Here is a 26019-nt window from a genome sequence, read left to right as displayed (position 1 = left end):
ATTTTAGGCGGCGCACCTGCGCGCGGGCCGCGCGAGAGCGCGGTCAGGCCACCTGGATCGTCCAGATCACGTGCATGCGGTACACCATCACGGCGACGGCGAGCCCGAGCACCCCCATGACGACGACGCTCCAACGACTGCGGTCGATGAAGGCCCACACGACGCCCGCGACGGGAAGGAGCGCGGCCGACACGAGGTAGGTCCAGAACTCGAGCAGGTCGCCCGTGGGCGGGTTGCCTGCGAGCGGCGCGATGATCGCGATGACGATCTGCACGACGAGGAGCACCTGCACGAGAGCCATGGCGCCCACGGAGAGGTCGCTCGGGCGCCGTCCGGCGAGTCCGAGGATGACGCACAGCGCGCCCGCGAGGCTCGCGACGGCGACCTGCGCGATCGTGAACCACGCGATCATGCGGCGCCTCCCTGAGGCTCCGGCATGTTCATGGCGCTCTTGAGGGCGGATCCGCGCTTCTCGACGATCCCGATGAGCGCGCCATCCGGACCGATGGCGGCAGCGAGAGCGCCGGGGACGCGTGCGGCCGCGCCGGCGAGCCGCTTGCCGTGGCGCAGGTCTCGCGCCTCGTCGACGGTCGCGTCGAAGCGGCCGAGGACGCTGGCGGCCACGTCGGCGGGCGGAAGGAGGGGCGCGTCGGCGAGCCGGTCGTCGACCGCGGCCGCGTCCGCGACGTCGAACGGCCCGACGTGCGTGCGACGCAGCGCGGTGAGGTGCCCGCCAACTCCGAGCGCGACGCCGAGGTCGCGCGCGAGGGCGCGGATGTACGTTCCCGACGAGCAGTCCACGGCGACGTCGAGATCGATCGCCCCCTCGGATCGGCGCACGGCGTCGATCTCGAAGCGCGAGATCGTGACCTCGCGCGCCGCGAGCTCGACCTCCTCGCCCGCCCGCACCCGGTCGTACGCCCGGCGTCCGTCGACCTTGATCGCGGACACCGCGCTCGGCACCTGCGAGATCGGGCCGGTCAGCGCGGCGACGCCGCGTGCGATGTCCGCGTCCGCGACGGCAGCGAGGGTCTCCGGCGAGACGGATGCGGTGACGTCGCCCTCGGCGTCGTCCGTCGTCGTGGACTGCCCGAGCCGGATGGTCGCGGTATAGGTCTTGTCGAGGCCCACGAGATACGTCAGCAGGCGCGTCGACCCCTCGATCCCGAGGACGAGGAGCCCCGTCGCCATCGGGTCGAGCGTTCCGGCGTGGCCGATCCTCCGGGTTCCGAAGGCGCGCCGTGAGCGCGCGACCACGTCATGGCTCGTCAGGCCTCCCGGTTTGTCGACGAGCAGGATGCCTCCGGCCTGGGGAACGCGTGACGCCATCCCTCCAGCGTATTGCGTCTGCCGAGTGCCCCGCGGACGGGTCAGGCGCAGGCCTCGTACGCAGGGGTCTCGAGCGTCGTGACCGCCACCCGGGTCGCCCCGTCCTGTCCGTCCGCGTACTGGAAGAACACGGATCCGTCCGACGCGTCGTCGTCGTCGATCCGCAGGAACGAGATGCCCTCGATCGGCGAGTCGACCTCGACGGCGTCGGGGTGCACCGCGAGGACGTCCTCGCGCGTCGCGCCCACACCGAGGCCGTCCTCGGTCCGCGGGCCGATCCCCGACCGGTCGCTCAGCGACTCGACGGTCGCGGCGATGACGGGGCCGGCGCCCTCGGCGTCGCGCTGGAACGACACGAGGTACGTGCCGTCGGGTGCGCTCCAGTACGCGACCCACGCGCAGCTGTCGTCGTTCACCCAGTCGCCGGGGAGCGACGCCACGACCTCGTCGAAGTCGTCGCCGAGCTCGATCGGGCCGAGCTCGCCGTCCTCGATCTCCCACGTGGCGGGGTCAGCCGGGTCCTCGGCGTCCTGCCCGGGCGTCGTGGGGGTGGGCGGCGGCGTGCTCGGCGTCTGCGAGGGCGACGCGCTCTCGCTCGGCGAGGGCGACGTCGGCTCCGCGGTGTCGGCCGGATCTCCCTCCGAAGCGCAGCCGGCCATCGCGAGCGCCAGCACCCCGGTCAGAGCGATTCCCGCTCGGATGCGCATCATGATGATCTCCTCTCAGCTGCCCCTCTTCGACGGTAGTGCCCGGATCGGCGGGGTCGGTAACGGTTAGGACGCCGTCCGATAACGCTTCGGTCGCGCCCCGATGCGAAGCACCTGAACGGGTGCGCACGGAGCGCGGATGAGCGCGTCATAGGCTGAGACGATGCCCACCCTCGACCTCGCCGACAGGCTCGTGCCGTGGTTCCGCGCGCACGCGCGCGATCTGCCGTGGCGCCGCCCGGGATACGGGGCCTGGGGCACGCTCGTGAGCGAGTTCATGCTCCAGCAGACCCCGGTCGCGCGCGTGATCCCGCACCTCGAGGCATGGCTCGAGCGCTGGCCGACGCCGACCGCGCTCGCCGACGACGCTCCGGCCGAGGCGGTGCGGCAGTGGGCGAACCTCGGCTACCCGCGCCGCGCACTCTGGCTGCACCGCGCCGCGGTCGAGATCCGCGACCGCCACGAGGGCGTCGTCCCGCGTGACGTGGACGCGCTCCTCGCGCTCACGGGCATCGGGGACTACACGGCGCGGGCCGTCGCGGTCTTCGCGTACGGCGACCGCCATCCCGTCGTCGACACGAACACCCGGCGCGTCATCGCGCGCGCCGTGGACGGCCGCGCGCAGCCGGGTCCTCCCCACCGCCGCGACCTCGAGGCGATGACCGCGCTCCTGCCGGAGACCCCGGCCGAGGCAGCGGCGATGAACGCCGCGGCGATGGAGCTCGGTCAGGTCGTGTGCACGGCGCGCGCCCCGCGATGCGACGAGTGCCCGGTCCGCGCGTCGTGCGCGTGGCTGGCGGCGGGGCGGCCCGAGACGCCGGACACGCGGCGACGGCAGGCCCGGTACGAGGGCAGCGACCGTCAGGCCCGCGGCGCCGTGCTGCGCCGGCTCCGCGAGGCCGGCCCGGATGGCGCCCCGCAGGACGCCGTGATCGCGGAATGGCCCGACCGCGCTCAGCGCGACCGGGCCATCCTCTCGCTGCTGTCCGACGGACTCGTCGAGACCGACGGAGAGCTGCTGCGCCTGCCTCGGTGAGGCTCAGGCGTCGTCTTCGTCCGCCGTCTCACGCGGCTTGACGTAGGGGTCCTCCCCCGCCGCCCACTGCGCGCCAGCGGCGAGCCCGGCGACCGCCTCGTCGCGCTCGCGCGCCTCGCGCAGGAGCGCGGTGAGGTGGTCGGCCGTCTCCGGCAGCGCGTCGGGGATGAACTCGAGCGACGGCGTGAGCCGCGTGTTGAGCTGCTTCCCGACCTCGCGGCGGAGCATGCCGGTGGCGGCTTTGAGGGCCGCGCCGCTCGCGACGCGCTCCTCGTCGGAGCCGTACACCGTGTAGAAGACCGACGCGTGCTGCAGGTCACCCGACACGCGCACGTCGGTGATCGTCACGAAGCCGAGCCGCGGATCGCGCAGGCCCTTCTCGAGGCGCTCGGCGAGGATGACGCGGATGCGATCCGCGAGCCGCGCCTGACGTTCCTGTCCGGCCATGTTGTCCTCCTTGGATGAGACGGCCCTGCCGAGCGGCCAAAGCCGCCCGACAGGGCCGGTGGGTGAGATCCGCGTCAGCCGCGCGGCTTCTCGACCATCTCGGTCGTCTCGATCTCGTCGCCGACCTGGATGTCGTTGTACTTGCCGAGGCCGATGCCCGCCTCGAAGTCCGTGCGGACCTCGGTGACGTCGTCCTTGAAGCGGCGCAGCGACTCGATCGCCAGGCCGTCCGCGATGACCACGCCCTCGCGGATGACGCGCGCCTTGGCGTTGCGCGTGATCGTGCCGGAGCGGACGATGACACCCGCGATGTTGCCGAACTTGGAGGAGCGGAAGACCTCGCGGATCTCCGCGACGCCCGACTGGACCTCCTCGTACTCCGGCTTGAGCATGCCCTTGAGCGACTGCTCGACATCGTCGATCGCGTTGTAGATGACCGAGTAGAACCGGACGTCCACGCCCTCGCGAGCCGCGGCCTCGCGGGCCTTGGCGTCGGGGCGGACGTTGAAGCCGATCACGATCGCGTTGTCGATCGTGGCCAGGTTGACGTCGGACTCCGTGATCGCGCCGACACCGCGGTGGATGATCCGCAGCTGGACGCTCTCGTCGACCTCGATCTTGAGCAGCGACTCCTCCAGCGCCTCGACGGCACCGGCGACGTCGCCCTTGATGATGAGGTTGAGCGACTCGACCTTGCCCTCTTCGAGCGCACGCGTGAACTCCTCGAGCGACATGCGCTTGCGGGCCTTGGCCAGCTGGGCGTTGCGCTCGACGGCCTCGCGCTTCTCGGCGATCTGACGCGCCGTGCGGTCGTCGTCCGTGACGATGAAGGTGTCGCCGGCCCGGGGAACCGAGCTGAGACCCTGCACCTGCACGGGCCGCGAGGGAGCGGCCTCGGTGACGGCGTCGCCGTTCTCGTCGATCATCGCGCGGACGCGGCCGTACGCCGTGCCGGCGACGATCGGGTCGCCGACGCGCAGCGTCCCCGCCTGGACGAGCACGGTCGCCACCGAGCCGCGGCCCTTGTCGAGCTTCGCCTCGATCGCGACACCGCGCGCCGCCTTGTTCGGGTTCGCACGCAGGTCGAGACCCGCGTCCGCCGTGAGGAGGACGGCGTCCAGGAGGTCCTGGATGCCGATGTTCTGACGCGCGGAGACGTCGACGAACATGACGTCGCCGCCGTACTCCTCAGCCACGAGGCCGTACTCGGTCAGCTGCTGGCGCACCTTGGCCGGGTTCGCCTCGGGCTTGTCGACCTTGTTGACCGCGACGACGATCGGCACGCCGGCCGCCTGCGCGTGGTTCAGGGCCTCGACCGTCTGCGGCATGATGCCGTCGTCGGCCGCGACCACGAGGATCGCGATGTCGGTCACCTCGGCACCGCGGGCGCGCATGGCCGTGAAGGCCTCGTGACCCGGGGTGTCGATGAAGGTGATCGCGCGCTCGAAGCCCTCGTGCTCGGTCCACACCTGGTACGCGCCGATGTGCTGCGTGATGCCGCCGGCCTCGCCCGCGACGACGTTCGTCTTGCGGATGGCGTCGAGCAGTCGCGTCTTTCCGTGGTCGACGTGACCCATGACCGTGACCACCGGGGGACGGATCTCGAGGTCGGCGTCGTCTTCCTCGAGCTCCTCCTTCTCGAGGTCGAGGCCGAAGCCCTCGAGGAGCTCCTTGTCCTCGTCCTCGGGCGAGACGATCTGGATCTTGTAGCCGAGCTCGGAGCCCAGCACCTCGAACGTGGCCTCGTCGAGCGACTCGGTCGCGGTCGCCATCTCACCGAGGTGGAACAGCACCGTGACGAGGTTGCCCGGCTGGACGCTCATGCCGGTGATCGACTCGATCTTGTCGGCGAAGTCGGAGATCGATGCGCCGCGGCGCATCCGGATGACGGTGTTGCCGTCGCCGCGCGGGACCTTGACGCCGCCGACGATCGGCGCCTCCCGCATCTCGAACTCTTGACGCTTCGCCCGACGCGACTTGCGCTGCTTGGACTTGCCGCCGCCCTTGCCGAATGCGCCGGCCGTGCCGCCGCGACCGCGGCCGCCGGGGCCGGGGCGGCCGGCGAAGCCGCCGCCGGGTGCGCCGCCGGGACGGAAGCCGCCGCCGGCACCGGGGCCGCCGGGACGACCCGCGCCGCCCGGACGCTGCTGGAACGGAGCACCGGGACGACCGGCGCCGCCACCGGGACGACCGGGGCGCGGCGCGCCGGGGCGCGGTGCACCCGGGCGCGGAGCCTGCGGCTTCGGCGGGCGGGGGATGTTGCCGGGCGTCGGGCGCTGGCCCATGCCCTGCGCCGATGCGAACGGGTTGTTGCCGGGACGCGGACCGCCCGGGCGCTTGCCCATGCCCTGCTGCGACGCGAACGGGTTGTTGCCGGGACGCGGGCCGCCGGGACGGGGCCCGGGGGTCGGTGCGCCGGGCGCCGCGGGAGCGGCGGCCTCGGGCTTCGGCGCGGCGGGCGCCTCGGCAGCGGCCGGCTTCTCGGCCTGCGGGGCCGCGGGAGCCGGCTTGGCAGCGGGCTTCGCGGGTGCGGGCTTCGGTGCAGCGGGCGCCTCGGCGGCCGGCTTCTCGGCCGGACGCGCGGGACCGGGCTTGGGTGCGCCGGGGCGCGGCGCGCCGGGGCGCGCGGGTGCGGGCTTGCGGGCCGCGGGCTTCGCGTCGGCGGGGGCGTCCGCGGGCTTCGCGGCGGCCTCCGACTCGAGCGCGGCGCGCAGCTTGCGCGCGACGGGCGGTTCGACCGTCGACGACGGGCTCTTCACGAACTCGCCGAGCTCCTTGAGCTTCGCGAGCGCGACCTTGCTGTCGACGCCCAGCTCCGCGGCGATCTCATGTACGCGTGGTTTTGCCACAATTCTCCTGTCTGGGGCGGCCTGCCCCGGACAGGGCAGACCTCTAAAGGCGGACGGGTCTCATTTCGAGCCGTTCACTTGATTTCCATAGCTGCTCAGCCATTTCTCGAAGGTCTGCGTGTCGAGCGGGCCCGGCACGCGCAGTGCTCGTACGAAGGCGCGGCGTGTGAGTGCGGTTCCGATGCACTCGGGCGTCGGATGGACCCACGCCCCCCGGCCCGGCATGACAGCGCGCTCATCGGGGACGAGCTCGGAATCGATGACGACCACCCTGAGAAGGGCGGCTCGGGGAGCGCGCATGCGACAGGCGACGCACGTCCGTACGGGTTCCATCCTACACCTCGGCATCGCGGATGGCCGTCGCGCGTGTCGCGACGGCCCTTTCGATTGGGCCGGCTCAGCCCTGCTCGAGGATGCTGTCGGGCTGGATGTCGATCTTGGCGCCCGTGAGCTTGGCGGCGAGACGGGCGTTCTGCCCCTCCTTGCCGATCGCGAGCGACAGCTGGTAGTCGGGCACGAGTGCGCGAACGGCCTTCGTCGTCGCGTCGAGCACGAAGCTGCTCGTCACCTTGGCGGGAGACAGCGCGTTCGCGACGAACTTCGGGAGGTCGTCATCGTGGTCGACGATGTCGATCTTCTCCCCGCTGAGCTCCTCGGTGACGGCGCGGACGCGGCGGCCCAGCTCGCCGATGCAGGCGCCCTTCGCGTTGATCGACGGGTCGTTGGCGCGCACGGCGATCTTCGTGCGGTGCCCCGCCTCGCGGGCGAGCGAGGTGATCTCGACGAGTCCGTTCGCGATCTCGGGGACCTCGAGCGCGAAGAGCTTGCGGACGAGACCGGGGTGCGTGCGCGACACGGTGATCTGCGGGCCCTTGAGGCCCTTCGCGACGCTCGTGACGTAGACGCGCAGGCGGGATCCGTGCGAGTACTCCTCGCCGGGCACCTGCTCCTCGGGCGGCAGGATGGCCTCGACCGTGCCGAGGTCGACGTGGATCATGCGCGGGTTGGGCCCCTGCTGCACGACGCCCGCGACGATGTCGCCCTCCTTGCCGCGGAACTCGCCGAGCACGGCGTCGTCGGCCAGGTCGCGCAGGCGCTGGCTGATGACCTGCTTGGCCGCGTAGGCGGCGATGCGGCCGAAGTCCTCGGGAGTCGTCTCCTCCTCGCCGATGACCGCGCCCTCCTCATCCCGCACGGGGACGAGGATCGCGACGTGGCCGGTCTTGCGGTCGAGGTGCGCGCGTGCGCCCTCGGGGATCTCGCCGCTCTGGGAGACGTGCTTGCCGTATGCCGTGAGGACGGCCTGCTCGATGATCCGAACGAGTTCGTCGAACGGGATCTCCTTCTCGCGCTCGACCGTTCGCAGCAATCCGAGATCGATATCCACAGCGTCCTCCGTATTCAGCTCTCATCGGCACACGTCTCGCCGACATCTCCGCAACGATACCGGATCGAGCCGCGCCCACGCTGGGAGCGGGCCGCGGGCGCGGGCCTCAGCGCCTGCGGCCGACCACCCGGATCGGGCCGGTCACGCTCTCCGCGTTCTCCCAGCACTCGATGCCCTGCACGTCGGGCATGAGGTCGCGCGTGAACACCGGATCGGCACCTGCTCGGCGCTGCTGCGAGTAGTCCTTGAGCAGTCGGAAGACGAGACCCGACAGCAGCGCGACCGCGACGAGGTTGATCACGGCCATGACGCCCATGATCGCGTCCGCGAGCGTCCAGACGAAGCTCGCGGCGGCGACCGACCCCGCGAGCACCGCGAGCACGACGAGCGCCCGGAACGTCGTGAGCACCGCGGGCTTCGTCGAGATGAACTCCATGCTCGCCTCGCCGTAGTAGTAGTTCCCGATGATCGAGCTGAACGCGAGCATGAACACGACGACCGCCAGGGCGATCGTGGCCCAGCCCCCGAGCGACGAGGTCAGCGCGTGCTCGGTGAGCTCGATGCCGGACATCCCGCCCTTCTCGATCGGGACCGCGACGAGGACCGTGAACGCGGTGATCGAGCACACGATCATGGTGTCGAAGTAGACGCCGAGCGACTGCACGAAGCCCTGCTTCGCGGGGTGCGTGACGGCGGCGGCGGCGCCCGCGTTGGGCGCCGAGCCGAGGCCGGCCTCGTTCGAGAACATGCCGCGCTTGACGCCGGTGAGGATGATCTGGCCCAGCGTCGCGCCGAGGATCTGGTTGAACCCGAACGCCTGCGTGAAGATCGACGCGAACGCGGCGGGGAGCTGGTCGATGTGCACGATGACGACCGCGAGGCCCAGGAGCAGGTAGGCCAGCGCCATGACGGGGACGAGCCCCTGCGTCACGCTCGCGATCCGGCGCACGCCGCCGAACACGATGACGCCCGTGAGCGCCGCCGTGAGGATGCCGACGACCCAGAGCAGCCAGGTGCCCTCGGCCCCGGAGAGCTGCGTGATGGCGGACGACATCGTGAGCGCGATCGTGTTCGCCTGCAGAGCCGAGAAGGCGAACGGGAAGCAGAAGATGAGGATGACCGCGAACGCGACGCCCATCCAGCGGGCACGCAGTCCCTTGGCCATGTAGTACGCAGGGCCGCCGCGGAAGCCGTCCTTGTCGCGCACCTTGAACAGCTGCGCGAGCGTCGACTCGGCGAACGCCGAGGCGGCGCCGATCGTCGCCATGAGCCACATCCAGAAGACCGCGCCGGGCCCGCCGACCGCGATCGCGGTCGCGACGCCCGCGATGTTCCCCGTGCCGACGCGCGAGGCCGCCGAGATGGTGAACGCCTGGAACGAGGACACCGACTGCGGGCGGCCGTCGTCGTCGAGCGGGGTCTTGTCCGCAAGGGTCCGGATCATCTCCGGCAGCATGCGGATCTGCACCGCGCCCGAGCGCACCGTGATGTACACGCCGAGGAGCGCCACGATCGGCAGCACGATCCAGGTCCAGAGAACTTCGTTGCCGAACCAGCCGATGAACGCTTCGAGGTCTTCCATGCGCGTCAGTATGTCGCCTCGGAGTGCCGCGGCCAAACGCCGCGCGGCGCGTCAGGCCGTCAGGCGCGCCACGGCGTCGGCGAACGGGACCACCTCGCGGTCGCCCGTCCGACGGTCCCACAGCTCGACCATCCCGTCGGCCGCACCGCGCCCGACGACGACGAGCTTCGGCACGCCGATGAGCTCGGCGTCGCCGAACTTGACCCCCGGCGACACCTTCGGACGGTCGTCGTAGAGCACGTCGAGGCGGGCCGACTCGAGGTCGGCGACGAGCCGCTCGGCGAGCGCGAACGCCTCGTCTCCCTTGCCCGTGGCCACGACGTGCACGTCGAACGGCGCGACCGACTCGGGCCAGATGAGGCCCCTGTCGTCGTGCGAAAGCTCGGCGATGATCGCGAGGATGCGCGTGACGCCGATGCCGTACGAGCCCATCGTGACGGTCACGAGCTTGCCGTTCTCGTCGAGCACCTTGAGGCCGAGCGCCTCCGCGTACTTCCGGCCGAGCTGGAAGACGTGGCCGATCTCCATGCCGCGCGCGAGCGTCACGGGGCCCGAGCCATCCGGAGCGGGGTCTCCGTCGCGCACGGTCGCGGCCTCGACGAAGCCGTCGGCCGTGAAGTCGCGCCCGGCGACGAGCCCGTGCACGTGGCGGTCGGCCTGGTTCGCGCCCGTGATCCAGCGCGTGCCGTCGACGACGCGGGGGTCGAGGAGGTAGCGGATGCCCGTGGCCGACTCCTCGCCGAGGATGGGCCCGGTCGCGCTCCAGGGTCCGATGAACCCGCGGACGAGGAGCGGGTTCGCCTCGAAGTCGGCGTCCGTCGCGGGCTCGACCTCGGCGGGCGCGAAGGCGACCTCGACGCGCTTGTCGTCGATGTCGCGGTCGCCGGGGATGCCCACGACGACGAGCTCGCGCGTGCCGTCCAGATGGGTGAGCGCGAGCACGACGTTCTTGAGCGTGTCGGCCGCGGTCCACTCCCCCTCGAGCACGTCGTTCGCGTGCGCGACGAGGGTCTGGATGGTCGTGGTGCCGGGCGAGTCGAAGACGACGGGCTCGGGGAGGCCGTCGAATGGGACGGGCTCGGGCGCCGTCGTCGTGTACGCCTCGACGTTGGCCGCGTAGCCGCCCTCGCTGCGAACGAACGTGTCCTCGCCGACGGGCGTCGGGTGGAGGAACTCCTCGGAGCGCGACCCGCCCATCGCCCCGGCGTCGGCCTGCACGATCGCGTACTCCAGTCCGAGGCGCTGGAAGATGCGCTCGTACGCGTCGCGCTGCGCCTGGTACGAGCGGTCGAGGCCCTCGTCGGTGTGGTCGAACGAGTACGCGTCCTTCATCGTGAACTCGCGTCCGCGCAGGAGGCCGGCGCGCGGCCGAGCCTCGTCGCGGTACTTGTCCTGGATCTGGTAGATCGTGAGCGGAAGGTCCTTGTACGACGAGTAGAGGTCCTTGACGAGGAGCGTGAACGCCTCCTCGTGCGTCGGCGCGAGGAGGTAGTCGCCGCCCTTGCGGTCCTGCAGACGGAAGAGGAGGTCGCCGTACTCGTCCCAGCGGCCCGTGGCCTGATAGGGCTCACGCGGCATGAGCGCCGGGAAGTGCACCTCCTGCGCACCGGCCGCCGTCATCTCCTCGCGGATGATCTGCTCGATCCGCGCCTTCACCCGCAGGCCGAGCGGGAGCCACGCGAAGATGCCGGCCGCCTGACGGCGGATGTAACCGGCCCTGACGAGCAGGCGGTGGCTCGCGACCTCTGCCTCGGCAGGGTCTTCTCGGAGCGTGCGGACGAAGAGTTGCGACAGACGGGTGACCACGAGCGACAAGTCTAGGCCCGCGCCCTCGCCGCTCCGACACGCCGGCGGCGCCCCTGTCACACTTCGCGCACGCGCTCCGACGGTATGGGCGGACGGCCATCCGCCGTCGACACCGACCGGAGGAGGACGCCCATGACGCGCATCGCGATCGCGAAGACCAACAAGCTCGGCTATGCCGCGGTGATCGGCCTCGAGGGCTATGTGCGCTCGACCGTGGATGCCGAGCTCTACGAGCTCATCAAGCTGCGGGCATCCGTCCTGAACGGATGCGGATTCTGCGTGGACATGCACGCGACCGACGGAGCCCGGCGCGGGATCTCGCAGCGCAGGCTGCACGCGGTCGCCGCGTGGCGTCATGCGCGCTCCCTGTTCGACGAGCGCGAGACGGCGGTGCTCGCCCTCACCGACGCCGTCACCCGCCTCGGGCCCGACGGGGTCGACGACGAGGTCTGGGATGCCGCGGCGAGGCACTTCGACGACGGGCAGCTCGGTGCCATCGTGCTGGCGATTGCGACGATCAACGTGTGGAACCGGATCGCGATCGCGACCGAGATGGAGCCGCCGGTGGACGCCGCCCACCCCGTAGCCTGAGCATCGTGGAGGCCCTGTCGTCGCGCTCGGCGGCCGCTCTCGCCTGGCGCGAGGAGCGCGACCGCCTCATCGGCATCGCGTATCGGATGCTCGGGGACTTCGGCCACGCGGAGGACGTGGTCTCCGAGGTGGCGCTCGAGGCCGTCCGCGCCGAGCGGGGCGCGCCCGTGCGGTCGTGGCCCGCATGGCTCACCACGACGTGCGTGCGGCGCTCGATCGACCGACTGCGGCAGCTGGCGGCGGAGCGGGAGGAGTACCCCGGCCCGTGGCTCCCCGAGCCGGTTGCGGTCGACCGGCTTCCCGAGGACGTCGTCGCCGATCGCGAGATGCTCTCGCTCACGGTGCTGCACCTCGCCGAGCAGCTCTCGCCCGAGGCGCGCGCGGCCGTCGTGCTCCATCGGGCGTTCGGCATGAGCGCGGTCGAGATCGGACGCGTGCTCGAGCGCTCGCCGGCGGCCGTGCGTCAGCTCATCTCCCGCGGCGAGCGCCGGCTCCAGCTCGACGGAGATCGCGCCGCGTCGCCGCCCCCTCCCTCGCGTGAGGCGCTCGCCCGCGTCGTCGAGGCCATCGAGGGCGGCGACATCGCGGCCGTGGTGGCGTCGCTCGCCGACGACGCCATCCTGTGGGCGGACGGCGGAGGACGCGTCCGCAGCGCTCTCAACCCCGTCTTCGGCCCGCGTCGCATCGCCCGCTTCCTCGCGGGCATCCTCGGCAAGGCGATCGCAGCGGGCGTGCAGCCCCGCGTCGCGCACACGGAGGTCAACGGAGAGCCCGGGCTGTCGCTCGCGATCGGGGCGGAGGTCGACGTCATCGCGTTCGAGTTCGACGCGAGCGGCGCCATCCGCGGCATCCGCCGGGTGTCGAACCCCGAGAAGCTCACGCGCGTGCTCGCCTGACTCCCGCGCGGCGGGCGCACCCCTAGGCTGACGGCATGCCGGCACGTCACACCCGCCTGTCGCCGTCCGCCGTCCAGAGCGCGCTCGGAGAGGCGCTCGCCGAGCTGCGGCGATCGCTCGAGCTGCCCGATTCGTTCCCGCCCGAGGTCGTCGCCGAGGCGGAGGAGGTCGCCGCGAGCGATGCCGCCGTCGACGGCTCGGACGCCGAGCGCGCGGATCTGCGCGACCTCGTGTTCCTGACGATCGATCCCGAGGGATCGCGCGATCTCGATCAGGCGATGCACATCGCCCGCGCGGGTGACGGCTTCGTCGTCCACTACGCGATCGCCGACCTCGCGGCGTTCGTGCGCCCCGGCGGGGCGATCGACGCGGAGGCACGGCGCCGCGGGCAGACCCTCTACGCACCGGACGGCTCCATCCCGCTCCATCCCGAGGCCCTGTCGCACGGGGCCGCGTCGCTCCTGCCCGACGAGGACCGCCGCGCCTATGTGTGGCGCTTCGCGCTCGATGCCGAGGGAGCGCACGGCCCCGAGGACGTGACGCTCGAGCGCGCGTGGGTGCGATCGCGGCGCCAGTGGACGTACGAGGAGGCCCAGCGGGCGATCGACGACGGCTCGGCTCCGGAGACGCTCCGGCTTCTTGCAGAGGTCGGCCCCCTGCGGATCGCGCAGGAGGCCGCGCGCGGCGGAGCGAGCCTCAACGCCCCCGAGGAGGAGATCGTCGACGGGCCGGACGGCTACACGCTGCGGATGCGCAGGCCCCTTCCCGTCGAGGACTGGAACGCGCAGATCTCCCTCATGACGGGGATGGCCGCGGCCGCGATCATGCAGCGGGAGGGCCGCGGCATCCTGCGGACGATGCCGCCGGCCGACGAGGAGTCGCTCGCGGAGTTCCGGCGGCGCGTCGCGCTCCTCGGTCGCCCCTGGGACGACGCCGTGGACTACGGCGAGTACCTGCGCCGGCTCGACCCCGCCGACCCCGCGACGCCCGCGGTCCTGCAGGCCGCGAGCGCGCTCTTCCGCGGTGCGGACTACGCGGCGTTCACGTCTCCCGACGAGATCCCGGCAGATGCCGGCCAGGCCGCGATCGGCGCGCCCTACGCGCATGCGACCGCTCCCCTGCGGCGGCTCGTCGATCGCTTCGTGCTGCTCGCCTGCACGGGGCATGCCGATGTCGACACCCTGCCGCTTCTGCCCGACATCATGCGCCGGTCGTCGGCCCTCGCGTCTCGTCTCGAGTCCCGCGCCGTCGACCGCGTCGAGGCGGCCGTCCTGCACACGCGCATCGGCGACGTCCTGGACGCGGTCGTCCTCGCCGAGACGAAGGGCGGACGCCGCGTGCAGATCGCCGACCCGTTCGTGACGGCGACGGTGCGGGAGGCGGTCGAGCCGGGCACGCGCATCCGCGTGCGCGTCGAGTCGACCGACATCGCGACGGGAGAGGTCGTCCTCTCCGTCGCGTGACGCCCGGCGCTCAGGCGGATGCGCTCGCGAGGGCGATGACGCCGTCGATGCCCGCGTCGACCTGCCCCGCGTCGATGTGCCCCGCGACGACGAGCGTCGCGAGTCCGTGGGCGAGGCCCCACACACCGGCGACCGCGGCCTCCCGCGTCGGAGCGTCGAGCTCGGGCGCGGCCTGTGCGACGACCTCGGCGATCAGCTCCTCGTTCGCGCGGATGAGCGGTGCCATCGCCTCCGACGGATGGCCGGGCACGCACACCTCGGGGTCGAAGACGATGCCGAAGCCGTGCGGATGCTCCCGCGCGTACCCGACGTAGGCCGACGCGATCGCGCGGAGCCGTGCGCGCGGATCGCGCTCCCCCTCCGCCGCGCGGCGCTGCGCGTCCAGGAGGGCGTCCATGTGCCGCTCGGAGAGGCGCTTGAGGAGCGCGAGGCGGTCGGCGAAGTGGTGATACGGCGCGTTGTGGCTCACACCCGCCCGGCGTGCGACCTCACGGAGACTCAGCGCCGCCGCACCGCGCTCGGACAGGAGCGCGTCCGCCGCCTCGAGCAGCGCGGGACCGAGGTCGCCATGGTGGTACCTGCTGACGGATGTTGACACGCGCAAGATCCTAGCTATCCTGACAGTGTCCACATTCTGGACAGTGCCCACATCTCAGGAGGAGCCGTGCCCGCTCTCGTCATCGACGGCCATCCGTCGCCCGATTCCCTCGTGTCCGCCTTGGCCCGCCGCTACGCGGAGGCGCATGGCGACGCGGTCGTGCTCGCGGTGCGCGATCTCGACTTCGATCCCGTGCTGCGCGCGGGCTATCGGGCCGAGCAGCCGCTCGAGCCCGACCTCGAGCGCGCCCTCGAGGCGATCTTCGCCGCCGACCACGTCGTCGTCGCGACCCCGGTCTGGTGGGCATCGACGCCCGCACTCCTCAAGGGCTTCCTGGATCGCGTGCTCCTGCCCCGCGTCGCCTACCGATATCGGGCGAACGGGTTCCCCGAGGGGCTCCTCCACGGGCGCACGGGCCGGGTCATCATGACGAGCGACTCACCGCGATGGTTCCTGTGGGCGACGGGCGACCCCGCGATGCGCCAGCTGCGCGCACAGACCCTGCGCTTCTGCGGCATCCGCCGGGTGCGCGCCTCTCGCTTCACCGACGTCCGCCATGCCGACGCGCAGCGGCGGAGCGGATGGCTGGAGCGGGTCGCCGAGGACGCGCGGCGAGACGCCGCGCGCGTCTCGCGAGAGGCGCCCGGCGCCCTGATCGCCCGCCCCGTATCCGCCTGAAGCAGAACGCGGCGCCGCCCCTTCCGCCATGTCGGAGGCCGCCGCTAGCGTCGAGGGCATGGACGTCCTCCTCATTCCCGGTCTCTGGCTCGACGCACGGTCCTGGGGGCCGATCGTCGACGCGCTCACGGCCGCCGGCCATCGCCCTCGCCCCCTCACCATGCCCGGCGTCGGGGACCCCGATCCCGGCGACATCGGCCTCGCCGACTGGATCGACGCGGTCGTCGCGGAGATCGACGCCGCCGCCGAGCCGGTGGTCCTCGTGGGCCACTCGGGCGGCGGCAACGTGGCCTGGGGCGCGGTCGATGCGCGGCCCGATCGCGTGGCACGCGCGGTCTTCGTGGACACGGTGCCGCCTGCGCCCGGCTTCGGCATCTCGGAGTTCCCCGTCGAGGGCGGCGTCGTGCCGTTCCCGGGGTGGGACTTCTTCGACGCGCCCGAGACCGCCGACCTCGACGCGGAGACGCGCGAGCGGACGGCCGCGCTCACCGGAAGCGTGCCGACCCGGGTCCCGACCGACGAGATCGCGCTCTCGGATCCGCGACGGCACGACGTGCCGGTCACGCTCCTCATGGGGTCGATGGACGAGGACGCCCTCCGCGCCGAGCTCGCGCAGTGGGGGCCGTTCGCGGACGAGTTCAGCGCCATCGCCGACGTCGAGGTCGTGCGCATCGGCTCGGGGCACTGGCCGCAGTTCACGCAGCCGGAGCGGCTCGCCGAGCTCGTCGCCGCCGCCGTGCGCTGAGGCCGCTCAGGCGGTCTGGCGACCGCGGTAGACGGCGGTGCGCAGCTCGATCTCCCACACGTCCGCCGTGGGCATCGCGCGCTCCCGGGCGACCGCGATCTCGGCTTCGACGTCGTACGGCACGCGCACGAACTGGACGCCGAAGGGGGCGCCGCGCTCCCCATCGAGCTCGCCCTCGAGGATGACGTACGACGGCGTGGGCTCGTCGAGCGGGTTGCCCACGCTGCCGACGTTGAAGAGCGTGCGTCCGTCGGTCGACTCGATGTACGCGTCGTGGATGTCGCCGTAGCCGACGACGTCGGGAGCCGCGCCCGGTCCGGTCATCTCGGTGGCGCGGAACATCCCGGCGAACTGCTCGGCCGTGTGGTGGAAGTGCACGCGCACGTGCGGGCTCTCCGCCGACGCGTGGAAGAGGCGGATGCGGCGCCCGCTCAGCGCGAGATCGTGGCAGAGCGGCAGCGTGCGCAGCCAGAGGCGCTGCGCGGCCGTGAGCTCGTCGCGCCACCAGACCATCTCGGCGGGGCCCTCGTCCGGGATGGTGTCGAGGAAGTCGTCCCAGTTGCCCCGCACGTTGACCGCGCAGGCCTCCTGCACGCGCGCCACGGCGGCGCTTCCGCGCGGGCCCTTGCCCGCCGTGTCGCCGAGGTTGACGATGTGCCCGATGCCGCGCGCGGCGATGTCGGCGAGCACGGCCTCGAGCGCCGTGAGGTTGCCGTGGACGTCGGAGATCAGGGCGATGCGGTCGAGGGGCACGGACGCCATCCTGGCACGGCGCCGCGCGGCGCTACGCCGTGACGACCTGCGCGGTGCCGAGCGGGGCGTCCGGGCCCATCGCGTCGGCGATGCGGTTCGCCTCCTCGATGAGCGTCTGCACGATCTCGGCCTCCGGCACGGTCTTGATGACCTCGCCCTTGACGAAGATCTGGCCCTTGCCGTTGCCCGATGCGACGCCGAGGTCGGCCTCGCGCGCCTCGCCGGGCCCGTTCACGACACACCCCATGACCGCCACGCGCAGCGGCACCGTCATGTCCTTGAGCCCCTCGGTGACGCTGTCGGCGAGCGAGTAGACGTCGACCTGGGCGCGTCCGCACGACGGGCAGGACACGATCTCGAGCTTGCGCTCGCGCAGGTTGAGCGACTGCAGGATCTGGTGGCCGACCTTGACCTCCTCGGCGGGCGGCGCCGAGAGCGAGACGCGGATGGTGTCGCCGATGCCCTCCGCGAGGAGGATGCCGAACGCCGTGGCCGACTTGATCGTGCCCTGGAAGGCGGGGCCCGCCTCGGTCACACCGAGGTGCAGCGGCCAGTCGCCGCGCTCGGCGAGCAGTCGGTACGCCTTCACCATGACGATCGGGTCGTTGTGCTTGACCGAGATCTTGAAGTCGTGGAAGTCGTGCTCCTCGAACAGGCTCGCCTCCCACACCGCCGACTCGACGAGGGCCTCGGGCGTCGCCTTGCCGTACTTCTCGAGCAGGCGGCGGTCGAGCGAGCCCGCGTTCACGCCGATGCGGAGCGAGACGCCGGCGGCCTGCGCGGCCTTCGCGATCGCGCCGACCTGGTCGTCGAACTTGCGGATGTTGCCGGGGTTCACGCGGACAGCCGCGCACCCGGCGTCGATCGCCTGGAACACGTACTTCGGCTGGAAGTGGATGTCCGCGATGACCGGGATCTGGCTCTTCTTCGCGATGATGTGGAGGACATCCGCATCGTCCTGGCTCGGCACCGCGACGCGGACGATCTCGCAGCCCGACGCCGTGAGCTCGGCGATCTGCTGCAGCGTCGCGTTGATGTCGGTGGTCGGCGTCGTCGTCATGGACTGCACGCTGACGGGGGCGTCGCCGCCGACGAGGACCTTCCCGACCCGGATCTGACGCGACTTGCGGCGCGGGGCGAGGGTCTCGGGCACGCGGGGCATACCGATGTTCACTGCAGGCACGGGTCCAGGTTACGCCGCACGGGTGGAAGCGGGCTGGATGGCGGGCGAGCGGAGCGGCGGGAGCGTCGCACCGCGGGCAGGCTCCGCGCGCCTGTGGTAGTTTCAGGCGCATGTTCGCGAACCGCACCTGGTGGCCCGCCCGATAGGCGGTGCTTCGCGAACCTCGAATTCGACCGCCCAGTTCAACCGGATGGGGCGGTCTTTTCTGTCTGAGGGCAGCCTCGCCCAGGAGGAGTTTCACGCATGACCGGGACCGCTGCCCCCGCCACGGCCGACCTCATCGCCCGCCTCGCCGCCGACCCCGGCGCCTCGTTCGCGCTCATCGTCCGAGAGGGCGGCGACGCGGTTGAGGTGCTCGAGGGCGAGGTCGTCGACGTCGAGCTGCTCGCGGACATCCCGCTGACCGGGCCCGACGGCACCCCGCGCGAGGTGCTCGCGCTCGTGCCGTTCCGCCAGGTGCGCGAGCGCGGCTTCGAGGCGCACGACGACGACGCGCCGCTGCGCTGCCTCACCGTCGACGCCCACTCGGCCATCCCGCTCGACGCCGCCGTCGCCGCGCTGCCGGCCGAGCACATCCCGCTCGCGTCCGCGGGCTTCGACCTCGACGACGCGGAGTACGCGGCGATCGTCCGCCGTGTCATCTCTGAGGAGATCGGGCGCGGAGAGGGCGCCAACTTCGTCATCCGCCGCGACTACGTGGCCGGCGTCGACGCCGACCCGCGCGTGGCCGCGCTGACCTGGTTCCGCGCGCTGCTCGAGCACGAGCGCGGCGCGTACTGGACCTTCGCGATCATCACGCCCGGGCACGTGGCCGTCGGGGCGAGCCCCGAGGCGCACGTCAGCGCGCGCGACGGGGTGGTCACGATGAACCCGATCTCGGGCACCTTCCGCCATCCGGCCGGCGGCGCGACGGTCGAGACGCTGACGGAGTTCCTCTCGTCGACGAAGGAGACCGAGGAGCTCTTCATGGTCGTCGACGAGGAGCTCAAGATGATGAGCGCCGTCTGCAGCGACGGCGGCCGGATCACGGGCCCGCATCTCAAGGAGATGTCGCGCCTCACGCACACGGAGTACGTGCTGCGCGGGCGCTCGCGCCTGGACCCGCGCGAGATCCTCCGGGAGACGATGTTCGCCCCGACGGTCACGGGCTCCCCCATGCAGAACGCGTGCGCGGTCATCCGCCGCCACGAGGCGTCGCCGCGCGGGTACTACTCGGGTGTCGCCGCGCTGTTCACGCCGAACGCCGAGGGCGGGCACGACCTCGACGCCCCGATCCTCATCCGCACCGCGTATCTCGAGGACGGGCGCCTCCGCGTGCCGGTCGGCGCGACCCTCGTGCGGCACTCGGATCCGTACGGGGAGGTCAGCGAGACGCACGGCAAGGCGGCCGGCGTGCTCGGCGCGATCGGCGCCATCCCGCGCGCGATCACGATCGTGCCCGACGACGACGAGCCGGCCCCCGCCCGTCGTCTCGCCGACGACCCCGACATCGCGACGCTCCTGGCCTCCCGCAACGCGCGCCTCGCGCCGTTCTGGATGCAGGAGCAGGAGCCGGGTGCCCGGCAGGCGCCGTACACGGGCCGACGCGCGGTCGTCGTCGATGCCGAGGACCGCTTCACGACGATGCTCGCGCACCAGCTGCGCCACCTGGGCCTCGACGTGGAGATCGTGCACTGGAGCGAGGCCGAGCCCGCCCGCCTCGACGCGGCGGAGCTCGTGGTCTCGGGCCCCGGCCCCGGCGATCCGCGCGACGACGAGAGCCCGCGCGTCGCCCGCATGCGCGAGGTCGTCGTGCGCCGACTCGAGCAGCACCGACCCCTTCTCGCCGTGTGCCTGAGCCACCAGATCCTCGCGGACCGCATCGGCGTCGGCCTCGGGACGCTCGCGAGCCCCCACCAGGGCCTCCAGCTCGATGTCGACCTGTTCGGCGAGCGCGCATCGATCGGCTTCTACAACACCTTCACGGCCCGCGTGACGCCCGGCGTCACGCGGCTCACGCCGAGCGAGACGCGGTGCGGCGCGGTCGGCGAGGTCGAGGTCGCGGCCGACCTGTCGACAGGCGACGTCTACGCCCTCCGCGGTGCGGGCTTCGCGTCGGTGCAGGGGCACCTCGAGTCCATCCTGTCGCGCGACGGCATGCGGACCCTCGAGCGCCTCGTCGCGCACGCGCTCGCCTGAGACCGCCTGGCGCGCGTTCAGCCGCCGAGCAGCTGCACGGGGTTGAAGATGTCGGCCGCGAACAGCAGCGCGCCCATGCCGATGAGGAGCACCACCACGACGAGCGTGAGGGGCACGAGGCGCGTGGCGTCGGTGGGCGCCGGCTCGGGGCGGCCGAGGAGCTTGGCGACCGCCCGGCGCGCGCCGTCCCACAGGGCGACGAGGATGTGACCGCCGTCGAGCGGCAGCAGCGGCACGAGGTTGAAGACGAACAGCGCGACGTTGAGCGACGCCAGGAGGCTCGTCATCACGGCGACGCGGTCGAGGATCGGCGCGTCGGTCGCGGCCACCTCACCCGCGAGACGCCCCACGCCGACGACGCTCATCGGGCCGTCCGCGTCGCGCTCCCCGCCGGTGAAGAGGTCGTAGGCGGTGTCGTACAGCCGAGCGGGAAGGTCGACGACGATCCCCACGACCGCCGCGACGTTGTCTGCTGCCGCCTGCGGACCCGCCCAGATCGGCTCGCGCACGCGCTCGACCGACGAGCTGATGCCGGCGTAGCCGACGGTCTCGACCGACGTCGTGCCGTCGTCCGCGGTGACCTCGACCTCGTTCTCGACGGGCGTGAGCGTCAGCGGGACACGGGCGCCGTCGCGCTCCACGACGACGGGGATGGCCGTGCCGGGGTGCGCGCGGATGATCTCGGATGCCTCGGCGAACGTCTCCACGGGGGTTCCGTCGAGCTCGACGAGACGGTCGCCGGGGAGGATGCCGGCCGCGTGCGCCGGCGCCTCGGGGTCGTCGGCCGCGCATTCGGTGGCTGTCGAACCGGGAGGAAGGACGCACTCGGACACGGCGGCGACCGTCGTCGTCGCCTGCTGCATGCCGATGCCGCTGAAGAGCACCGCGAACAGGACGACCGCGAGCACGAGGTTCATGATCGGGCCGCCGAGCATGATGACGACGCGCTTCCACACCGGCAGCCGATGGAAGGTGCGCGCGTCGTCGACGCCCTCGAGCGTCTCGGCGTTCGCCGCCTGCGCGTCCTGCACGAGCGTCGCGTAGATGCCGCGGCGACGGGCGGTGCGCGCGGAGACCGCGGCCGAGTCGGCCGCGGTCGTCGGCTCGTCCTTCGCCGGCGGGTACATGCCCGCCATCGAGATGTAGCCGCCGATCGGGAGCGCCTTGACGCCGTACTCGGTCTCGCCGCGGCGCGTCGACCACAGCGTCGGGCCCATGCCGATCATGTACTGCCCGACCCGCACGCCGAAGCGCTTGGCGGGCACGAGATGCCCGATCTCGTGCAGCGCGATCGAGACCGCGAGGCCGACCACCATGACCAGCACACCGATCACGAACGCGAGGACATCCACGCCGCCACGCTAGCGGCCACGCCTCGGAGTTCCCCGCACGGCACGGACGCACGCGGCGAGCGCCTATCCTGGGGGGCGTGACCGACCGGCAGCTGCGCGCCCTCCGCGGGGCGTCTGCGTCGACGGTCGCGACCGTGCTCGCCGCCGTCTCGCACACGGTCGGCGGCGGAGCCGCTCCCGCTCCGCTCCTCGTCGTCGCGATGGCCGCGGTGCTCGCTCTGCCGGCCATCCTCGTCGTCGGCCCGCGTCCGCGTCTGTCCCGCGTGCTCGCCGCCGTCGTCACGACCCAGGCGGCGTTCCACCTCGCATTCCTCGCGCTCGGGTCGCCGGTCGCGACGCGCATCTCCGCGAGCGCGCACGCGGGGCATCTGCACGCCGAGGCGCACGCGCATCCGGCCCTCGTCGAGACGGCCGTCCTCGCGACGGCGGCCGATGCCCCCATGCTCGCGGCGCACGCGGTCGCCGCGCTCGTCACGACGGCGCTCCTCTGGCGCGGCGAGCAGCTCGTCCGCGCGATTGCCGCGTGGGCGATCGCGCGCCTCGTGCGCGCGGCCGCGCTCCCGCTCGTGCGCATCCGTCGTCGGCTTCCTCTGCGTGCAGACCGCCGCAGCGAGCGGGCGAGCCGGCGCTTCCACGACATCCGCCTGCAGCGCGGACCGCCTTCGGCTTCCTTCGCCTGACATCGCCCACCCCGGGCACCCGTCGCGCTCCGCGATCGCCGCGCGCGACGTCCGGCGCATCCGCGCCATCCGGCACCCCCGCGCGCCCTCCGGCCTGCCCCGCAGCCGGGCCGCGCTGCGCCGGAGCGAATCGAAGACCCCGAAGGAAACAGCCATGACTCCCATCGCCCCTGCCCGTCGTCCCGCCATCCGCCGTCGCGGCATCCGCCTCGCCGCGTCCGGCGCCCTCGCCGCCGCCCTCGTGGCCGCACCGCTCGCGGCGCACGCGCACGTCACCGTGACGCCCGACGCTCCCGTCGCGGGCGGGTACGACGTGCTGACGTTCGCGTTCTCGCACGGATGCGACGACTCCCCCACGACCGCCCTCGTGATCACGCCGCCCGCCGACGGCATCGACTCGGTCGTCCCGACGGTCCAGGCCGGATGGTCGATCGACGTCGAGCGCGACGCGTCGACCGGCCTCGTGCAGTCGATCACGTACACGGCGGACGAGCCCGTCCCGAACGCGATGCGCGCCGCGGTGGAGCTCTCGGTCGCCTACGCCGCCGACGCTCCCGACACGCTCGCATTCCCCGTCGAGCAGCTGTGCGTCGACGGGTCGACCTCGTGGTCCGAGATCGCCGAGGACGGCGAGGACCCGCACGACCTCGAGGCTCCGGCACCGGTCGTGACGCTCGCGCCGGCGGCGGAAGAGGACGGCCACGCTGCGGACGACGCGACGACGGAGACGGACGCGGGCGAGGCCGACAGCGGCGCAGTGCCGGTCGCGCTCGGTGCGGGCGGGCTCGCTGCCGGGATCGCCGCGCTCGTCGTGAGCATCCTCGCCTATCGCCGCACCGCGCGACGCTGAGACGATGCGAGGCGCCGACACCCCGTCGGCGCCTCGCATGCTCTCCTCGGATCGCGCGTGAGACGATGGAGAGGATGTCCGCGACACCGTCGAACCTGCCCCCCGTCCTGCGACCGGAGAACCCGCCGCGACGCTCCCTGACCGAGCTCGCCGAGCGCTTCGGCGGCGAGCTGCGCGGGGAGGCGACGGGCGTCGAGCTCACCGGCGTCACGCTCGCGACCGCAGACCTGCGCGCGGGCGAGGCGTTCGTCGCGATCCGCGGCGTCAACCGCCACGGTGCGGAGTTCGCGGCGGCCGCGGCCGAGAAGGGCGCCGTCGCGGTCGTGACGGACACGGAGGGCGCCGAGATCGCGGCGTCGGCCGGTCTGCCGATCGTCGTCGTCTCCGACCCGCGCGCCGTGCTCGGCGATCTGTCGGCGTGGGTCTACGGCACCGACCGCGACCTGCCGCTGCTCCTCGGGACGACCGGCACGAACGGCAAGACCTCGATCACGCACCTTCTCGACGGCATCCTCACCCAGATGGGCGTGGTGACGGGGCTCTCCTCTACCGCCGAGCGCCACATCGCGGGCGAGGTCATCGTGTCGCGTCTGACGACCCCCGAGGCGAGCGAGTTCCACGCGCTGCTCGCCCTCATGCGCGAGCGGGGCGTCGAGGCCGTCGCGGTCGAGGTCAGCGCGCAGGCGCTGACCCGCCATCGCGTCGACGGCCTGGTCTTCGACGTCGCGGCGTTCACGAATCTCACGCACGACCACCTCGACGACTACGCCGACATGCGCGAGTACTTCGAGGCGAAGGCGTCGTTCTTCACGCCCGAGCGCTCGCGCCGCGCGGTCATCTCCCTCGACTCGGCTCCCGGTGCGGAGTACGTCGCGCGCGCGACCGTGCCCGTGGTCACCGTCGCCACCCCGTCGATCGCGGCCGACCCCGATGCGGCCGCCCAGGCGGACTGGATCGTCACGATCGACGACGAGCGCCAGGAGGGCACGCGGTTCACGCTGACCGGACCGGATGGCCGCGCGCTCACGTCGGTCGTGCCGGTCATCGGCCCGCACATGGCGTCGAACGCCGGCACCGCCATCGTCATGCTGCTCGAGGCCGGCTTCGCGTGGGAGCGCATCGTCGAGGCGCTCGAGCGCGACGGCGGCATCCGCGCCTACCTGCCCGGGCGCACGCAGCTCGTCTCGGGACCGGAGGGCCCGGCGGTCTACGTCGACTTCGGCCACACGCCCGATGCGTTCGAGAAGACGCTGGCGGCCGTCCGCCGCGTGACTCCCGGCAAGGTGCTCATGCTCTTCGGCGCCGACGGAGACCGCGACAAGACGAAGCGCCGCGACATGGGCCGCACGGCGGTCGAGGGAAGCGACATCGTCGTCATCACTGACCACCACCCGCGTCACGAGGACCCCGCGGCCATCCGCGCGACCCTCCTCGAGGGCGCACGCGCGGCGAACCCGGATCACCCGATCTACGAGTTCTCGCCGCCCGAGACCGCGATCGTCGAGGCGGTCAAGCTCGTCGGACCGGGCGACGCGATCCTCTGGGCGGGCCCGGGTCACCAGGACTACCGCGACATCAAGGGCGTTCGCACGCCGTACTCAGCGCGCGAGCTCGCACGGCGCGCGCTGCGCGACGCCGGCTGGCCCGTGCCGGACCCGGCCTGGCCCGTCCCCTACGAGGACTGAGCCACACCCGAGCCCTAGCGCTTGCCCCCGAGCCCTGGCGCTTGCCCCGTGCCCTGGCGTTTGCCCCGTCCGGCCGGTCAGATCCGCGGATGGCGGCCGCACGCGGCAAGTGCACCCGCGGGCGCGCGCGCCGTCAGCCGCGTACGGCGATGAGCTCGTCGGCGCTGCGCCGCGCCCAGGCCTCCGCGTCGGCGAGGGTCTCGAGCGTGAGCTCGGCCGGAGCCTCGTGTCGGTCGAGCACGGCGGCGATCGTGTCGACGATGCCGGGGAACGACAGCCGCCCGTCGTGGAACGCCTCGACCGCCTGCTCGTTGGCGGCGTTGTAGACGGCGGGATGCGTGCCACCCGCCTCACCCGCACGTCGCGCGAGCCGCACCGACGGGAATGCGTCGTCGTCGAGCGGCGAGAACTCCCACGTCTGCGCCGCGGTCCAGTCGATCGGCACGTCGACGTCGACGAGACGCTCGGGCCACGAGAGGCCGAGCGCGATCGGGACGAGCATGCGCGGCGGTCCGGCCTGCGCGATCGTCGAGCCGTCGTGGAACTCCACCATCGAGTGGATGAGCTGCTGCGGGTGCACGACCACCTCGATCCGGTCGTACGGCACGTCGAAGAGCAGGTGCGCCTCGATCACCTCGAGGCCCTTGTTCACGAGCGTCGCCGAGTTCGTCGTGATGACGCGCCCCATCGAGAAGTTCGGGTGCTTGAGCGCCTGGGCGGGCGTGACGTCCTCGAGCGCGGATCGCGACCATCCGCGGAACGGCCCGCCCGACGCGGTCACGACGAGGCGGCGCACCTCGCCGCGCTCCCCGGCCCGCAGGGCCTGGGCGATCGCGGAGTGCTCCGAGTCGACCGGGACGATCTGCCCCGGGCGGGCGAGCCGTTTGACGAGCTCGCCGCCGACGATGAGCGACTCCTTGTTCGCGAGGGCGAGCGTGCGCCCGGCCTCGAGCGCGGCGAGCGTGGGGCCGAGGCCGACGGAGCCCGTGATGCCGTTGAGCACGATGTCGGCGTCCACGTCCCGCACGAGCTGGGCCGAGCCCTCCGCGCCGAGGGCCGTGTGCTCGACGCCGAACTCGGCCGCCTGCGCGCGGAGCAGGTCCTCGTTGGATCCCGTCGAGAGGCCGACCAGCTCGAACCGGTCGCGGTGCGCGCGGATGACCTCGAGCGCCTGCGTGCCGATGGACCCGCTCGACCCCAGGACGATGACGCGACGCACGCGGG

The 26019-nt window shown here is 72.6% G+C and carries 24 protein-coding genes; 10 read left to right on the top strand and 14 right to left on the bottom strand.

The genetic code is table 11. The annotated features are described in order from the left end of the window. Positions 1-43: 43 nt before the first annotated feature. Genes M1D56_RS04965 through M1D56_RS04955 form a run of 3 tightly spaced genes read right to left on the bottom strand, consistent with a single transcriptional unit; the run spans position 44 to position 2039 of the window. Complete coding sequence (locus tag M1D56_RS04965; protein ID WP_421076003.1) at positions 44-412, bottom strand: hypothetical protein; 369 nt, start codon at positions 410-412, stop codon at positions 44-46. Further along, the gene (truB, locus tag M1D56_RS04960) at positions 409-1329 is read right to left on the bottom strand and encodes a tRNA pseudouridine(55) synthase TruB (protein WP_421076004.1); all 921 of its coding nucleotides are present in this window, start codon (positions 1327-1329) and stop codon (positions 409-411) included. The genes M1D56_RS04965 and truB overlap by 4 nt, the downstream gene beginning before the upstream one ends. Before the next feature lie 41 nt (positions 1330-1370). Further along, on the bottom strand, positions 1371-2039 hold the full coding sequence (locus M1D56_RS04955; protein ID WP_421076005.1) for a hypothetical protein: 669 nt from the start codon (positions 2037-2039) through the stop codon (positions 1371-1373). A 160-nt stretch (positions 2040-2199) separates the two neighbouring features. Between M1D56_RS04955 and M1D56_RS04950 the strand changes: the two genes are divergently transcribed. After that, positions 2200-3072 (top strand): HhH-GPD family protein, encoded by an 873-nt coding sequence (locus M1D56_RS04950; protein ID WP_421076006.1) that lies wholly within the window; start codon positions 2200-2202, stop codon positions 3070-3072. A gap of 3 nt (positions 3073-3075) precedes the next feature. Here the strand turns inward: M1D56_RS04950 and rbfA are convergent, their stop codons facing one another. From rbfA to M1D56_RS04920, 6 genes are all read right to left on the bottom strand, one after another. Next, the gene (gene rbfA / locus M1D56_RS04945) at positions 3076-3519 is read right to left on the bottom strand and encodes a 30S ribosome-binding factor RbfA (RefSeq protein WP_271174195.1); all 444 of its coding nucleotides are present in this window, start codon (positions 3517-3519) and stop codon (positions 3076-3078) included. A gap of 74 nt (positions 3520-3593) precedes the next feature. Continuing rightward, positions 3594-6368, bottom strand: coding sequence for a translation initiation factor IF-2 (gene infB, locus M1D56_RS04940; protein WP_310089089.1), 2775 nt, complete (start codon positions 6366-6368; stop codon positions 3594-3596). A 60-nt stretch (positions 6369-6428) separates the two neighbouring features. Then, complete coding sequence (locus tag M1D56_RS04935) at positions 6429-6668, bottom strand: YlxR family protein (protein ID WP_456284865.1); 240 nt, start codon at positions 6666-6668, stop codon at positions 6429-6431. 97 nt (positions 6669-6765) lie between these two features. Continuing rightward, on the bottom strand, positions 6766-7755 hold the full coding sequence (nusA, locus tag M1D56_RS04930; protein ID WP_271172201.1) for a transcription termination factor NusA: 990 nt from the start codon (positions 7753-7755) through the stop codon (positions 6766-6768). 106 nt (positions 7756-7861) lie between these two features. After that, entirely contained in the window at positions 7862-9337 is a 1476-nt protein-coding gene (locus M1D56_RS04925; protein ID WP_455968174.1) for an alanine/glycine:cation symporter family protein, read from the bottom strand. A 51-nt stretch (positions 9338-9388) separates the two neighbouring features. Beyond that, the gene (locus tag M1D56_RS04920) at positions 9389-11143 is read right to left on the bottom strand and encodes a proline--tRNA ligase (RefSeq protein WP_282978091.1); all 1755 of its coding nucleotides are present in this window, start codon (positions 11141-11143) and stop codon (positions 9389-9391) included. Between the two features lie 132 nt (positions 11144-11275). Between M1D56_RS04920 and M1D56_RS04915 the strand changes: the two genes are divergently transcribed. The 3 genes from M1D56_RS04915 to M1D56_RS04905 are packed head-to-tail and all read left to right on the top strand — an operon-like array spanning position 11276 to position 14093. Next, entirely contained in the window at positions 11276-11734 is a 459-nt protein-coding gene (locus M1D56_RS04915) for a carboxymuconolactone decarboxylase family protein (RefSeq protein ID WP_282978092.1), read from the top strand. 5 nt (positions 11735-11739) lie between these two features. Then, positions 11740-12630, top strand: coding sequence for a sigma-70 family RNA polymerase sigma factor (locus M1D56_RS04910; protein ID WP_456284864.1), 891 nt, complete (start codon positions 11740-11742; stop codon positions 12628-12630). A gap of 35 nt (positions 12631-12665) precedes the next feature. Beyond that, positions 12666-14093, top strand: coding sequence for an RNB domain-containing ribonuclease (locus M1D56_RS04905; protein ID WP_456284863.1), 1428 nt, complete (start codon positions 12666-12668; stop codon positions 14091-14093). A 10-nt stretch (positions 14094-14103) separates the two neighbouring features. Here M1D56_RS04905 and M1D56_RS04900 read toward each other — a convergent pair whose 3' ends face one another. Further along, positions 14104-14691 carry a TetR/AcrR family transcriptional regulator gene (locus M1D56_RS04900; RefSeq protein ID WP_456284862.1) on the bottom strand — a complete coding sequence of 196 codons (588 nt, stop codon included), beginning with the start codon at positions 14689-14691 and terminating at the stop codon, positions 14104-14106. Between the two features lie 66 nt (positions 14692-14757). Here M1D56_RS04900 and M1D56_RS04895 point away from each other — a divergent pair, with 66 nt between their 5' ends. Together M1D56_RS04895 and M1D56_RS04890 are read left to right on the top strand one after the other, a co-directional pair. Further along, positions 14758-15369 carry an NAD(P)H-dependent oxidoreductase gene (locus tag M1D56_RS04895; protein ID WP_456284861.1) on the top strand — a complete coding sequence of 204 codons (612 nt, stop codon included), beginning with the start codon at positions 14758-14760 and terminating at the stop codon, positions 15367-15369. A 58-nt stretch (positions 15370-15427) separates the two neighbouring features. Beyond that, entirely contained in the window at positions 15428-16114 is a 687-nt protein-coding gene (locus M1D56_RS04890) for an alpha/beta fold hydrolase (RefSeq protein ID WP_456284860.1), read from the top strand. A 6-nt stretch (positions 16115-16120) separates the two neighbouring features. Here the strand turns inward: M1D56_RS04890 and M1D56_RS04885 are convergent, their stop codons facing one another. Continuing rightward, positions 16121-16876, bottom strand: coding sequence for a metallophosphoesterase family protein (locus M1D56_RS04885; RefSeq protein ID WP_456284859.1), 756 nt, complete (start codon positions 16874-16876; stop codon positions 16121-16123). A 22-nt stretch (positions 16877-16898) separates the two neighbouring features. Further along, a complete protein-coding gene (ispG, locus tag M1D56_RS04880) occupies positions 16899-18050 on the bottom strand; it encodes a flavodoxin-dependent (E)-4-hydroxy-3-methylbut-2-enyl-diphosphate synthase (RefSeq protein WP_271172211.1) in 1152 nt (383 codons plus the stop codon). A 243-nt stretch (positions 18051-18293) separates the two neighbouring features. On the opposite strand from ispG, the gene M1D56_RS04875 reads away from it, so the two are divergent. After that, positions 18294-20228 carry a chorismate-binding protein gene (locus M1D56_RS04875; protein WP_456284858.1) on the top strand — a complete coding sequence of 645 codons (1935 nt, stop codon included), beginning with the start codon at positions 18294-18296 and terminating at the stop codon, positions 20226-20228. A gap of 17 nt (positions 20229-20245) precedes the next feature. Here the strand turns inward: M1D56_RS04875 and M1D56_RS04870 are convergent, their stop codons facing one another. After that, on the bottom strand, positions 20246-21580 hold the full coding sequence (locus M1D56_RS04870; protein ID WP_421075639.1) for a M50 family metallopeptidase: 1335 nt from the start codon (positions 21578-21580) through the stop codon (positions 20246-20248). A gap of 77 nt (positions 21581-21657) precedes the next feature. Here M1D56_RS04870 and M1D56_RS04865 point away from each other — a divergent pair, with 77 nt between their 5' ends. The 3 genes from M1D56_RS04865 to M1D56_RS04855 all read left to right on the top strand — a co-directional run bounded on the left by M1D56_RS04865 (position 21658) and on the right by M1D56_RS04855 (position 24795). Next, positions 21658-22260, top strand: a complete 603-nt coding sequence (locus M1D56_RS04865) for a hypothetical protein (RefSeq protein ID WP_456284857.1) — start codon at positions 21658-21660, stop codon at positions 22258-22260. 154 nt (positions 22261-22414) lie between these two features. Further along, entirely contained in the window at positions 22415-23110 is a 696-nt protein-coding gene (locus tag M1D56_RS04860; protein ID WP_456284856.1) for a YcnI family protein, read from the top strand. 74 nt (positions 23111-23184) lie between these two features. After that, positions 23185-24795 carry a Mur ligase family protein gene (locus M1D56_RS04855; protein WP_421075636.1) on the top strand — a complete coding sequence of 537 codons (1611 nt, stop codon included), beginning with the start codon at positions 23185-23187 and terminating at the stop codon, positions 24793-24795. 133 nt (positions 24796-24928) lie between these two features. Here M1D56_RS04855 and dxr read toward each other — a convergent pair whose 3' ends face one another. Then, positions 24929-26014 (bottom strand): 1-deoxy-D-xylulose-5-phosphate reductoisomerase, encoded by a 1086-nt coding sequence (gene dxr / locus M1D56_RS04850; RefSeq protein ID WP_456285267.1) that lies wholly within the window; start codon positions 26012-26014, stop codon positions 24929-24931. Positions 26015-26019: the final 5 nt, after the last annotated feature.

Source organism: Microbacterium sp. JZ101, from assembly GCF_053903175.1.
The sequence above is the reverse complement of the archived record's forward strand: the minus strand, read 5'-3'. Positions and strand labels throughout refer to the sequence as shown.